Raw genomic sequence first — 13,323 nt, forward strand, 5'->3', positions numbered from 1 at the left:
GCGGTAAGCAGTGTCCTCACCCTCGCTGTCATCCCCGCGAACGCGGGGATCCATAACCACAGGCCTGTGTTTGTGGCGCGGAAGGTTCAACGCGCCACCTGCCTCAAGCGAGATCACGCGGTATGGGTCCCGGGTCGGCGTCCGCCAACGCTTCGCGTTGCCGGACTTGCCCGGGACGACGGCGGTGGTTGGAGTCATCAGCGAGCTAATGCGGGTTCTCCAGGCTGAAGGTCTCGGACTGTTCGTCGTAGGCGAACAGCTCGGCGTAGCGGCCCCATGACACGATGGTCTGCAGCGTCTCGTCGGCATATTGCTCGGACATGTAGTCCTCGAGCTCGATGCGGAAGCGCGCGGCGGGGGCGGCGTGCGAGGGGCGATCGTCGAGCACGCGGCGGATCAGGCCCATCAGCGGCACGTTCTCCATGAGGTGCGCGGCGAACAGCTTCTTGCGATCGTCGGTTTCGAGGTCGGCGAAACGGCGGCCAGCCTCGGTCAGGGTGAGATCGCCTTCGCTGAGATGCGCGAAGCGTAGCAGTTGAAGTGCCTCGGCCAGAGGGAAGATCTCGTCGACTTCGAGCTGCAGGTGACCTGCCAGCACGGGAAGGTCGGCGTGACCCTTGTAGGGCTCGCCGGCCAGCGCCTCGATCAGGCCGGAGATCGAGTTCGAGGAGACGTGGCTCAGCACCATGCCGACGCCGGCGCTGGCGGTGCTCGGCAGCTTCGGCTCCGGCCGCTGCGTCATGCGGGCATAGAGACTGTCGACGAGCTGGCGGAACGCCGGATCGAGCCGGTTGCGCGGATGGGCTAAGTCGATCCTGAACTCGGCGGCGACGCGGCCCGGATTGGACGAGAACACCAGCACGCGGTCGCACATCAGCACCGCCTCCTCGATGTTGTGCGTCACCATCAGCACCGATTTGATCGGCAGCCTTCCGTCGGTCCAGAGGTCGACGAGGTCGGTGCGCAGCGTTTCCGCGGTCAGCACGTCGAGCGCCGAGAACGGCTCATCCATCAGCAGCAGGTCGGGATGCACGACGAGCGCACGGGCGAAGCCGACGCGCTGGCGCATGCCTCCGGACAGCTCCTTAGGAAATGCGGATTCGAAGCCGTCGAGGCCGATCAGGTCGATCGCCGCGAGCGCGCGCTTGCGCCGCTCGGCACTGTCGATGCCGAGCGCCTCCAGGCCGAGTTCGACGTTCTGCAGCACGGTCAGCCAGGGAAACAGCGCGAACGACTGGAACACCATGGCGACACCAACAGGCGGGCCTGCGATGATCTCGCCGCGGCATCTCGCTTCGCCCGAGGAGGGTGACACCAGCCCGGCGATGATCCGCAGCAACGTTGACTTGCCCGAGCCGGAGCGTCCGAGCAGGCCGACGATCTCGCCGGCGCGGATCGTGAGGTCGACCTTCTCGAGCACGACGAGATCCTCGCCGCTGCCCTTGGGAAACAGCCGGCTCACGCCCTTGATCTCGATCAGCGAGGTGTCCTTGACCTGGTCGCGCATGATGATCTCTCCCGGTCAGCCGAGCCGCAGCCGGCGTTCGCCGAAGGCATAGAGCGGCCGCCACAGCAGCCGGTTGAACAGGGTGACGAGAATGCACATCACGGCGATGCCGAGCACCACGCGGGGGAAGTCGCCGCGCTCTGTTGCAGCCGCGATGTAGGCTCCGAGCCCTGATGCGGTCAGATGCGTGTCGCCCCAGCTCGCGACCTCGGCCACGATCGCTGCGTTCCACGAGCCGCCGGAGGCCGTGATGGCGCCGGTGATGTAGTACGGGAAGACGCCGGGCAGCACGACCTTGAACCACCAGCGCCAGCCGGTGAGATGCAGGCTCGCAGCCGCCTCGCGCAGGTCGGTCGGGAAGGCGCTGGCGCCGGCGATGACGTTGAACAGGATGTACCACTGCGTGCCCAGGATCATCAGCGGGCTGAGCCAGACATTGGCGTCGAGGCCGTAGCGCACGATCAGCACGACGAACACCGGGAAGGCGAGGTTGGCCGGGAAGGCGGCGAGGAACTGCGCCAGCGGCTGGATGCGCTCGGCGAGTTTGGGCCGCAACCCGATCCAGACGCCGACCGGGACCCAGATCAACGAGGCCAGCGCGATCAGCACGGCGACGCGGACCAGCGTGATCAGGCCGTAGCCGATCGCGGTGACCACGTCGGAGGGCGCGAGGGTGGTCGAGAGATAGAGATAAGTCTTCCAGCCGGCATAGGCGCAGCCGAGGATGACCACGGCGAGCCACAGACCGTCGACCAGCTGCGACGGTGGCGCATGACGCGCCGGACCGCTCCAGGCTTTCGGCCAGTTGATGCGCAGGTTGGAGAAGCTGCGGTTGATCGCCGCGAACGGGATCGACAGCGAGCGCAGCGCGCGGGTGCGGCGGAACAGGTCGAGCATCCATGAACCAGGCGGATCGCCTGACGCCGTCTGCTCGAAGCGGAATTTGTCGGCCCAGGCGACGATCGGGCGGAACAGCAACTGGTCATAGGCGGTGATCACCAGCAGCATCGTCAGCAGCGCCGCGCCGATCGCGGCGAGATCCTTGTGCTGGATCGCGAGCGCGACATAGGAGCCGATGCCGGGCAAGGTGACGGTGGTGTTGCCGACGGTGATCGCCTCGGACGCCACGACGAAGAACCAGCCGCCGGACATCGACATCATCGCATTCCAGATCAGGCCGGGCATCGCATAGGGGACGTCGAGCCGCCAGAAGCGCTGCCAGCCGGAGAGGTGGAAGCTGCGCGTCGCTTCCTCGAGATCCTTCGGAACGTTGCGCATCGACTGGTACATGCTGAAGGTCATGTTCCAGGCCTGGCTGGTGAAGATCGCGAACACGCAGGCGAGCTCGGCGCCGAGCACCTTGCCCGGGAACAGGTTCATGAAGAACACGACGGTGAAGGTGAGGAAGCCGAGGATCGGCACCGATTGCAGGATGTCGAGCAGCGGGATCAGCACGATCTCGGCGCGGCGGCTCTTGGCCGCCAGCGCGGCGTAGACGAAGGTGAACACCAGCGAGCAGACGATCGCGAGCAGCATGCGCAAGGTGGTGCGCAGCGCGTAGAGCGGCAGGTTGGCCGGATCGAGCGACACCGCGGGAGAATCGAGCGCCGATAGCGGCAGCGTGGTCTGCTCGCCGCCATAGACGATCAGCACCATCGCCCCGACCACGATGATCAGCGCGACCACGTCCCAGACGTTGGGGCGCACGGCGTCGCGCAGCACGGTGGTCCTGATATCCCGGAGCAGCATCGGCGTGTCTCGTCTCATCGGCCGCAGCCATCATGGTGGCTGCGGACGTGTCCTCGTCATGGGTTGGGAGCTGGACGCGCCGGCTGGGCCGCCGGCCGATCCGCACCCTAAGTGCCCTCTGTGATGGTTTGATTTCAAGCGGCCGGGCCGGGGATCCGGTTTCCGGGCCCGGCCTATCAAAGGATACGCCGCCCGCGTCTTCACGTTCCCGCGACATGTCATGTCCGGGGTGTGCTTGTCGGTGGCCCTCATGGATGTGAGGGCGCAGGGAGAGCCGGACCTCGACTGAGGCCCGTGGCCCGCCTGCTCAGAAAATGCAGGCGGCAGGTACCACAGGTTCAGCCGGACAGACCCGGCCCTCCCTGCGCGATCGGTTTTAACGGCTTATACGAGCTCTCCCCGGTGCGCCGGCTTTTGGCCACCGTGGCGACAATACGCCGTCAGCGCATTGCCGCGGACCTCAGCGTCGGGAGGTCAGGACCACACGATTTCGCCGTCCGTGACTGCAGCGCTCGTCCAGCGCCGCCGTCCCGTCCATCGCATTGCCGGCCCAACGTTCGTGACGACGCGTACGCCCCTCATCAGGACCGGAATGGGGGGAGGATAGATCAGGAGTTATGATTTTCGGAAGCAGTTTATTTTGCGTGGGGGCTCTTGAATTGGGGCGTCCTGTTGAGCGCGCAGGGGAAATGAGTGTTTCGGCGCAGGCTTTCGAAATTCGGATCGGCCATCTGCTGGCGCATTCGACACCAGCCCTCTGCCCGACGGGCGAATCGGTCATCGCTCGTTTGTAAATGTAGAGCGCAGCGGCACGGTGCACCTCTCCCCGCTCTTTGCGGGGAGAGGTCGGATTGCGAAGCAATCCGGGTGAGGGGCATGGCACAAGCGGGGCCGCATCAAGGCTCCATCGGACTCGTATGCCGGTGCTCGAGGGCGGCACCACCCGTGTGGTTGCCCCTCACCCCGACCCTCTCCCCGTGAAGAACGGGGAGAGGGAGTGCACCGTCCGTGCGGCGAGAGAAGGAACTCAGCTACCCCACATTCGGCTCGCCGCCCTCGGGCGCGAGCTTCGTCGCCAGGATCTTGTCGATGCGGCGGCCGTCGAGGTCGATGATCTCGAAGCGCCAGCCTTGCAGCTCGAAGCTGTGGCCGACCTCGGGCACGCTGCCGAAGTGCTGCAGCACGAGGCCGGCGACGGTGTGGTAGCCGCGATGCGGCGGGACCTCGATGGCGAGAACGTCGGCGAACTCGTCGAGCGGCATCCAGCCGGAGACCAGCAGCGAGCCGTCGTCGCGGCGGACGCAGGCGGGCTCGGGCGGGCCTTCCTCGGAGGAGAATGCGCCGACGATCGATTCCAGAATGTCGGCCGCGGTGACGACGCCTTCGAACGCGCCGTATTCGTCGTGAACCAGCCCCATATGCACGGGCGCCACTTTCAGGATCGCGATCACGTCGCGCGCATCGACGGTGGAGGGAATGATCGGCACCTCGCGCACCAGGCTGCGCAGATCCGGCGTCTCGTCGCGCAGATACGCGGCCAGCAGATCCTTGGCCTGGAGCACGCCGATGGGGCGGTCGCGCTCTCCGTCGGAGACCGGCAGGCGCGAATGCGGGCTCTTGGCAAGCAACTCGCGGATCACCTTGGGATCGTCGTTGAGATCGACCACGTCCACCTCGGGCCGCGGCGTCATGATCGCGCCGACCGGGCGATCGCCGAGCCGCATCACGCCGGCGATCATCTCCTTCTCGCCGGGCTCGAGCACGCCGGCGGTCTCGGCCTCGCGCACCAGATGATGGATTTCCGCCTCCGAGACCTTCTCCTCGGCGTCGCCGGAGCGGCCGAGCAGCGCCAGGATCAGCTTGCCGGAGAGATCGAGCAGCACGACCAGCGGTAGCGACACTTTGGCCAGAACCTGCATGGCCGGAGCAACGCGAACCGCAATCGCCTCGGGATCGCGCAGCGCCAGCTGCTTCGGCACCAGCTCGCCGACGATGAGGGTGGCGTAGGTGATGATGGTGACGACGAGGCCGACGCCGACGATGTCGGCGGCGGAGGCGCTCATTCCGAGTTCCAGCAGCCATTGCGTCAGGCGCTGGCCCAGCGTGGCGCCCGAGAAGGCGCCGGAGAGCACGCCGACCAGGGTGATGCCGATCTGCACCGTCGACAGGAACCGGCCGGGATCGGACGCCAAGGTCAGCGCGCGGCGGGCGCCGGAAATGCCCTTCTCGGCCAGCATCGCCAGCCGGGCCGGCCGGGACGACACGATCGCGAGTTCGGACATCGACAACAGGCCGTTGACGACGATGAGGACGACGATGATCGAGAGTTCGACGGACAGCATTGCGACCTGGTCTGGCGCCCGAAACGGGCGGGATGGGGACAGGTCCTAGCATATGGGGAGGGCGGCCGCCCATTGCTGCGTTGCGGCGGGAGCGTGGGGGAACGCGCGGACGGCGGGTCAGTTTGGCGCACCCGTGGTGCTCAGTCCTCCGTCGTCGTCCCGGCCTTGAGCCGGGACCCAGAGCCACCGGCCCGGATGAGGCAGGCAACTGGCAGTGGCGTTCCCTCGATCGCGTCCGCGGTATGGGTCCCGGCTCAAGGCCGGGACGACAGCGATTGTGCCGTGCGATGGGGGGCGCTAACTCGCCTTGAGCCTGGTTTGGCTGACCGGCTCAGTCCGCCGCTCAAAAATCCCCGTGCAGCCGGCCCGAGAAGATCGACACCGGGCCGCGGTCGGCGTTGTAGGCGGGGTTGTTGACGAACTGATAGTCGGCCGTGAAGGTCAGGTATTTGCTGATCGAATAGGAGTAGTAGGCCTCGATGATGCTCTCGCGGCGATAGTTCAGCGCGCCGTCGCCGATCAGCGGGCCGAGGCCGCCGGCGGCGAGGAAGGCGCGGTGGTCGCGCGACAGGCCGTTGCTGACACCGGCGATGCCGATCGTGTCGTCGGGGCGGCCCCAGCGGGTGCCCTTGATCGAGCTGCCCAGTGACAGGCTGGTATCGATGTCGGTGAACGCCATGATCTCGGTCTTGCCGTCGTTCCAGCTCCAGCGTCCGAACAGGCCGACATCGTCCGTCAGCGCCTGGTCGAAGCTGACGACATAGCCGTATTTGCTGCGACCGCGGCGGGTCTGGCTGATGTCGAGGTTAACAGCGGGATTGTCGAGCGTCTCGCGATAGCTGCCGGAGAAGCTGTTGTTGAACCAGCCGATGGTGCGCAGGTGGCCGGGCTGCGAGAACAGCTGGTAGCGCGTCTCCAGCTCGACGACGTAGCTGCCGCGGCGGAAGACCCGCTGGTCGAAACTGTTCGAGTTCGATTCGGCGCCGACCATGAAATAGCCGGCGCGCAGCGCCCAGTTCTTCTGGTTCAGCTCGGCGGTGGCGCCGTAGGTCAGGCCGAGCTTGTCGGCGGCATAGTCGAAGGCGCCGGGCGCCCAGACCGACCAGTTCATGAAGTCCTTGCGGGCGTCCTTGGCGTAGGCGTTGCCGTCGAACACGTCGAGCACGGCGAACTTGCCGATCTGGAAGGTGAGCCGCGAAATGTCCTGCTTGCCGGAGAGCTGCAGCTGGCCGGAGCCGAGCAGCTCCTGCTCGCCGCCGAAGCCGAAGGTCTGGCGCAGGAACAGGCGCGAGGTGTTGTAGTGCGGATAGGGGAAGTCGGACTTCTGTGCCTCGCCGTTGGCAAAGCCGCCGAGCCCGACCGTGTTGCTGAGGCCGAAGCCCTGCAGCAGCTCGGGATTGTAGTAGACCTCGCCGCCGTCCCACAGCCGCGCGTTCAGATAGAGGCTGTTGCTCCAGGTCTGCTGGAACTGCCGCGCGGGGGTGAGGCTGTTCTGGCCGGTATAGGCGGCACGGAACGCGGGATAGCCCTGGCCGATTACGGTCGCCTGGCCGTGAATCTCCCAGCGGTCCGATTCCGTATCGGACGGATCGTTCTTGAGCTTGAGCTCGGGGCCATCAGCGAAGTCGAGCTTGCGGTTGAGCCCGACGCGCAGGGTCTGGAAATCGAGCTGCGAGTTGTAGCTGGCCCCGTTGGAGAAGCGGACGCCGCCGTTCTCGAAATGGCTGTAGAGATATTCGAGGCGCCAGCTCCAATGCGGCGCAAAGCTGCGCTCGATGCCGGCGCCGACGGCCCAGCCGAGCCGCGTCGTCAGCAGCTTCTCGGTGTCGCCGGCCGCGTTGCTGTTGAGGAAGCGGCCGCCGGTCCAGGCGAGGCCGCCGGTGGCATAGAGCAGCCAGTCGCCTCTGACGTAGCCGACGCGGCCGCGCGCGGTGGCGACATAGTCCCACAGCTCCGACACGTTCGAGCCGGGCGTGCCGAGCATCGCGACGGTGTGGTTGGAGGTGAGATAGTTCGGAAAGCTGAAATCGCCCTCGAGCCCGAGCAGCAGCCCGGAGCGGGTGACCCGGTTGTAGCCGGCTTGGACGCCGCCGGTGAGGCCGCTGAACGGACTGCCGGCGCTGACCGCACCGGTCGGATCGGTCAGCGTGGCCTGGGCATGATCCCGGGTGTAGCCGGCGTGGACGCCGACATAGAGGCCGGTCCAGTCGAACACGGCCTGCGCGATGCGGGACTTGACCGGGAGGTCGGCCGCAACGGCGGGCGAGGCGAGCGACACGATCACGGCGCCGGCCCCAATCATCTCTCTCGTACGGTTGGAGCGGATCATGGCGGCGGGGTCTCCAAAGGCAAAGCACACGACACGGAATGAAGTCAGAACCTCATTGCCCGCGCACAGTCACGATAAGATTACGGATTCGTCCATGCTCGATCGGAAGTGTGGACGAGGAGCGGCAATTTGTGGATGATTTCTATTGCAATTAATTTGCAACAGCAAGATTGGCGCCGGCTCCGTGTCATCCTGTCCAGCGGGTGTGGCGTTCATGCAACAAACAGCCCGCCCGGGGCGGCCGGGCGGGCTGTGGTGGGGCAGATCGGTTGCGGAGGGGACCCCGCCTCAGCGCCGAGGAGCAAGGCGGATCGGCGGGGCTCTGTCGCGGGCCGGGGCGAGCGGCTCGCGACGGCGACCGCCCCGACATCAATAGCCGCAGGCCCGGGCGCGGCCGACATACTGGCCGTAGATGTCATACTGCGGCACCCAGCGGCAGTAGCGATAGCCGCCCTGATAGTAGCCGTCATTGCTGGCGGCGATCGCGCTGCCGACGACGGCGGCTCCGACGAGGCCTGCACCGACGCCCCAACCCCAGCGATGATGGAAGCCGTGGGCTTCGGCGGGAGAGGCGGTGGCGGCGATGCTGCCGGTGACGGCGAGAGCGGCAATTGCGAGGGCGGCGAGCTTGGTCTTGATGGACATGGAAGGCTCCGTTTTGCGTTGGGGCGGCCGGTCCTGGCCGCTTGCACAATTGGACGGAGCCTTTTCGAAAGCGGTTCGAATCACCCGGCAATGGCTGGGCCGCCTTCGTAATCGATGAGGAAATCCAACGGCTTGGGTTCGATTCAGCGGCCTGCCAGAGGGCCGCCGCCGAGCGCGTTCACGTCGAAGTTATCGATGTCCTGCAACAGCGCACAGAAGGCGCGGGCGCCGTGGTCGAGGATGCGCTCGCCCTTCTCGGCCGACGCCTGCGTGGCATCGCCGACCGCGCCGCTCGCATTCAGATCCTGCGTCTGCCAGGCCATCGGCGCCGGCCGCTGCGTCGACAGCACGCGATTGGCCTGCTCCATCACGAGGCCCGACGATGCGAAGTCGGTGATCGCTTCGCTGCGCACCAGCTGCGGATGGCGGGCCAGCATGATCGAGGTCTCGACCGCGCCGCCATGGATGCCGTGGCGCAGCTCGTCGGCCGAGAACAGGCCGTCGGGCGCGCCGAAGCGTGACCACGACGTCGTCACCACCAGCATGCGATGCGCGGCGCGCAGGTCCTGCGCCACCAGACTCATCGCGGCGCTGTTGCCGCCGTGGCTGGTGACGATGACGAGCTTTCTCAATCCGGCGCGCGCGACGCTGTCGCCGAGCGCACGCCAGCTCTGCAGCGCGACCTCGGTCGGCAGGGTCAGCGTGCCCGGATAGTCGATGTGCTCGGTCGAGAGTCCGATCGGCTGCACCGGCAGGACCGTCACCGGCAGCGCCGGCGGCAGCAGCGCGCGGACACGCGCAAGATAGGCTTCGGCGATGTGGACGTCGGTGCCCACGGGCAGATGCGGCCCGTGCTGCTCGGTGGCGGCAAGCGGCAGCACCGCGATCCAGCGCGCGGTCTCCGACGTTCCCGGATCTGACGTTCCCAGATCAGGCCAATGCAGCTCGGTCCAGTCGCGGGGCGGCGGGGTCATCGCGCGGGCCATTTCCTTCGTCCGTCGGGCAGGGTAGTTATCGCTCCATTGATCTTAACATTGTTCAGCCAGAAAGAACCGGGGAGACCAGACATGGCGCAGTCGCTTCTGTCGCGAACGTTAATGGCGGCATCGCTGGTCGTAGCCGGACTGATCTCGGGGGCCCAGGCCCAGACGCTGGACAAGGTCTCGTTCGGCACCAATTGGGTCGCCGAAGCGGAGCATGGCGGCTTCTTCCAGGCGGTCGCCGACGGCACCTACAAGCGCTACGGCCTCGACGTGACGATCGTGCCCGGCGGCCCCAACGAGAACAACCGCATGCTGCTGATCTCCGGCAAGATCGAGTTCTTCATGGCCGCGAACACGCTGATGGCGTTCGACGCCGTCGCCAACAACGTACCTGTCGTGTCGATCGCCGCGATGTTCCAGAAGGACCCGCAGGTATTCCTGACGCATCCGGAATCCAGGATCACCAAGCTCGAGGAGCTGAAGCCGCTGACGCTGTTCGTCTCCAAGGAAGGCATCTCCAGCTACTATCAATGGCTGAAATCGGAATACGGCTTCTCCGAGAAGAACGTCCGGCCCTACACTTTCAATCCGCAGCCCTTCATCGCCACCGCGCAGAGCGCCATGCAGGGCTATGTCACGTCCGAGCCCTTTGCGGTCGAGCGCGCCGCCGGCTTCAAGCCCGGCGTGATCCTGCTCGCCGACAACGGCTTCAACACCTATTCGACCCTGATCGAGACGCGGCGCGACCTGATCGAGAGCAAGCCCGATCTGGTGCAGCGCTTCGTCGATGCCTCGATCATCGGCTGGTACACCTACATCTATGGCGACAACTCCGCGGGCAATGCGCTGATCAAGAAGATGAACCCGGAGATGACCGACGACCTGCTGGCCTATTCGGTCGCCAAGATGAAGGAGTACGGCATCGTCGATTCCGGCGACAGCATGGACAAGGGCATCGGCGCCATGACCGAGGAGCGCGTCACCAGCTTCTTCGACAAGATGGTGCGCGCCGGCGTGGTCAAGCCGACGCTCGACTATCGCAAGTCCTACACGCTGCGCTTCGTCAACAAGGGCGTCGGCATCGATCTCCGGCCGAAGAAGTAGGACGCCTCGCAGCGGCGCGGTCAGCAGATGAGCTTGCCCCCTTCGTCCGCGCGCGCCGCCGATATCGCCGTGCGGCTGCGCGCCGTCACCAAGGTCTACGAGTCCGGCGTCGCGGCGCTGGGGCCGATCGATGTCGCGATCGGCAGGGGCGAGTTCGTCTCCCTGCTCGGCCCCTCCGGCTGCGGCAAGTCGACGGCGCTGCGGCTGATCGCGGGGCTGGCCGGGCCGACTGCGGGAACAGTCGAGATCGCGGCGGCGTCGTCCGAGACGCATCCCGGCCATCGCATCGGCTTCGTGTTCCAGGAGCCGACCTTGATGCCCTGGACCAGCGTGCGCGACAATGTCGGCCTGCCGCTCAAGCTCGCGCATGTGCCGGCCGCCGAGGCCCGGCCGCGGGTCGATGCGGCGCTGGCGCAGGTCGGCCTTGCCGATTTCGCCGACGCCTTCCCGCGCGAACTGTCCGGCGGCATGAAGATGCGGGCGTCGCTGGCGCGGGCGCTGGTGACTCAGCCGGACATCCTCTTGATGGACGAGCCATTCGCAGCGCTCGACGAGATCACGCGCTTTCGCCTCAATGACGATCTGCTCGACTTGTGGCGGCGCCTCAACATGACCGTCCTGTTCGTCACTCATTCGGTGTTCGAGTCGGTCTATCTGTCGCAACGCGTGCTGGTGATGACGGCGCGGCCCGGCCGGCTCGGCGACGAAATCGCGATCGATGCGGATGTGCGCGATGATGCGTTCCGCGCCTCGCCGGACTATGCCGCGTATTGCCGCCGCGTCTCCGATGCGCTCGCGCCGGCCTACACCGGAGTGCATGCGCTGTGAGCGTGCAGGATCGGGCATCGGCCGTCTCCGGCGCGCGGCTTGCGAGCCTCGCCGTTCCCGCGATCGTCTTCGTCGCCGCGATGACCGCGTGGGAGCTCGCCGTGCGCATCAACGGCATCCCGCCTTACGTGCTGCCGGGTCCGCTGCTGGTGCTGAAGACGCTGGTCGCCGACTGGGACATTCTGGCGCAGTCGCTGCTGACGACCTTGATCACGACGCTCGAAGGCTTCATCGCCGCCGCGCTCGGCGGCATCGCGCTGGCGCTGCTGTTCAACCAGTCGAGATGGCTGCAATGGGCGCTGTTTCCCTATGCCGTGGTGCTGCAGGTCACGCCGGTCATCGCGATCGCACCCTTGCTGCTCATCTATCTTCCGCAGCAGACGGCGGTGGTCGTGTGCGCCTGGATCGTCGGCTTCTTCCCGGTGCTGTCCAACACCGCGCTCGGGCTCAACTCGCTCGACCGCAATCTCGCCGGACTGTTCCAGCTCTACGGCGCCTCGCGCTGGCAGACCTTGCGCTATCTGAAGCTGCCGGCCGCGCTGCCCTACATTCTCGGGGGCCTGCGCATCGCCGGCGGCCTGTCGCTGATCGGCGCCGTTGTCGCCGAGATCGCGGCCGGCAGCGCCGGTGCCGGATCGGGTCTTGCCTATCGCATCGCGGAATCCGGCTATCGTCTCAACATACCCCGCATGTTTGCCGCGCTGGTGCTGCTGTCGGTTGCCGGGATTGTCATCTATGGCTTGCTGGCGCTAGTTTCGCACCTCGTTTTGCGGCGCTGGCACGAGAGTGCTCTTGGAAAGGATAACTGATGGCGGCCACTTCGTCTGACAAGGTCGATGTTCTGATCTATGGGCCGCTGCGGCCGATCCTGGAGAACGGGTTCCCGGACAGCTTCAACGTGCACCATGCGACGACGCAGGCCGATCTCGAAGCGCTGCCGGCGGAGGTGAAGGGCCGCATCCGCGGCGTTGCCGTCACCTTCCACACCGTCAAGACCGATGCCGCCGTCATGGCGATGCTGCCGAAGCTCGAGATGATCGCGAGCTTCGGCGTCGGCTACGATCACATTGCGGCTGCGCACGCCGGACAGCACGGCATCGTCGTCACCAACACGCCTGACGTGCTGACCGAGGAGGTCGCCGACGTCGCGATGGGTCTGTTGATCGCCACCTGCCGCGAGTTCATCAAGGCCGACCGTTTCGTGCGTTCGGGCGAGTGGACCTCCAAGCCTTATCCGCTCAGCGTCGGCTCGCTGCGCGACCGCACCGTCGGCATGGTCGGCATGGGCCGCATCGGCCAGGCGATCGCACGCCGGCTGGAAGCCTCGCTGGTCCCCGTCGTCTATCACTCGCGCAACCCGGCCGCCGGCGTCGCCAACAAGCATTATCCCGACCTGCTGGCGATGGCGAAGGATGTCGACACGCTGGTCGTGATCGTGCCCGGCGGCGCCGGCACCAACAGGATCGTCAACGCCGAGGTGCTTAAGGCGCTGGGCCCGCGCGGCGTCGTGGTCAACGTCGCCCGCGGCTCGGTGATCGATGAGCCCGCGCTGGTGGACGCGCTGAAGTCCGGCACGATCCTCGCGGCCGGTCTCGACGTGTTCGAGAAGGAGCCGGCGGTGCCCGATGCGCTCAAGGCGATGGACAATGTCGTGCTGCTGCCACACATCGGCTCGGCTGCCATCGTAACCCGCAACGCGATGGATCAGCTGGTGGTCGACAATCTCAAGGTCTGGTTCGCCGGCAAGCCGCCGCTGACGCCCGTTCCGGAAACGCCGGTGAAAGGCCGCTGATGACACGTGCGCTCCCGCTCCTGATCGCGCTGCTCGCAACGGCG

Annotated in this window: 10 protein-coding genes; 4 read left to right on the forward strand and 6 right to left on the reverse strand. The window is 66.5% G+C overall.

Annotation, left to right across the window (positions count from 1 at the left end; genetic code table 11):
• Positions 1-205: 205 nt before the first annotated feature.
• The 6 genes from QXZ94_RS28685 to QXZ94_RS28710 all read right to left on the reverse strand — a co-directional run bounded on the left by QXZ94_RS28685 (position 206) and on the right by QXZ94_RS28710 (position 9,558).
• Positions 206-1,507: a nitrate/sulfonate/bicarbonate ABC transporter ATP-binding protein gene (locus tag QXZ94_RS28685; protein ID WP_315724077.1), complete on the reverse strand. Its 1,302-nt coding sequence runs from the start codon at positions 1,505-1,507 to the stop codon at positions 206-208.
• Positions 1,508-1,522: 15 nt separating this feature from the next.
• Positions 1,523-3,256 carry an ABC transporter permease subunit gene (locus QXZ94_RS28690; protein WP_315724079.1) on the reverse strand — a complete coding sequence of 578 codons (1,734 nt, stop codon included), beginning with the start codon at positions 3,254-3,256 and terminating at the stop codon, positions 1,523-1,525.
• Between the two features lie 1,031 nt (positions 3,257-4,287).
• Complete coding sequence (locus QXZ94_RS28695) at positions 4,288-5,598, reverse strand: hemolysin family protein (protein ID WP_172111709.1); 1,311 nt, start codon at positions 5,596-5,598, stop codon at positions 4,288-4,290.
• Between the two features lie 343 nt (positions 5,599-5,941).
• Positions 5,942-7,927, reverse strand: a complete 1,986-nt coding sequence (locus QXZ94_RS28700) for a carbohydrate porin (RefSeq protein WP_315724082.1) — start codon at positions 7,925-7,927, stop codon at positions 5,942-5,944.
• 369 nt (positions 7,928-8,296) lie between these two features.
• Positions 8,297-8,572: a hypothetical protein gene (locus QXZ94_RS28705; protein WP_172111707.1), complete on the reverse strand. Its 276-nt coding sequence runs from the start codon at positions 8,570-8,572 to the stop codon at positions 8,297-8,299.
• Between the two features lie 143 nt (positions 8,573-8,715).
• A complete protein-coding gene (locus QXZ94_RS28710) occupies positions 8,716-9,558 on the reverse strand; it encodes a creatininase family protein (protein ID WP_409998775.1) in 843 nt (280 codons plus the stop codon).
• A gap of 81 nt (positions 9,559-9,639) precedes the next feature.
• Here QXZ94_RS28710 and QXZ94_RS28715 point away from each other — a divergent pair, with 81 nt between their 5' ends.
• Genes QXZ94_RS28715 through QXZ94_RS28730 form a run of 4 tightly spaced genes read left to right on the forward strand, consistent with a single transcriptional unit; the run spans position 9,640 to position 13,279 of the window.
• Positions 9,640-10,659, forward strand: coding sequence for an ABC transporter substrate-binding protein (locus QXZ94_RS28715; protein ID WP_315724087.1), 1,020 nt, complete (start codon positions 9,640-9,642; stop codon positions 10,657-10,659).
• 27 nt (positions 10,660-10,686) lie between these two features.
• On the forward strand, positions 10,687-11,487 hold the full coding sequence (locus tag QXZ94_RS28720) for an ABC transporter ATP-binding protein (RefSeq protein WP_315724089.1): 801 nt from the start codon (positions 10,687-10,689) through the stop codon (positions 11,485-11,487).
• A 2-nt stretch (positions 11,488-11,489) separates the two neighbouring features.
• Positions 11,490-12,296, forward strand: coding sequence for an ABC transporter permease (locus QXZ94_RS28725; protein WP_315726593.1), 807 nt, complete (start codon positions 11,490-11,492; stop codon positions 12,294-12,296).
• Complete coding sequence (locus QXZ94_RS28730) at positions 12,296-13,279, forward strand: 2-hydroxyacid dehydrogenase (protein WP_315724092.1); 984 nt, start codon at positions 12,296-12,298, stop codon at positions 13,277-13,279. The genes QXZ94_RS28725 and QXZ94_RS28730 overlap by 1 nt, the downstream gene beginning before the upstream one ends.
• Positions 13,280-13,323: the final 44 nt, after the last annotated feature.

This window comes from Bradyrhizobium sp. SZCCHNS2022, from assembly GCF_032377575.1.
In the GTDB taxonomy this organism is placed as follows: Bacteria; Pseudomonadota; Alphaproteobacteria; order Rhizobiales; family Xanthobacteraceae; genus Bradyrhizobium; species Bradyrhizobium aeschynomenes.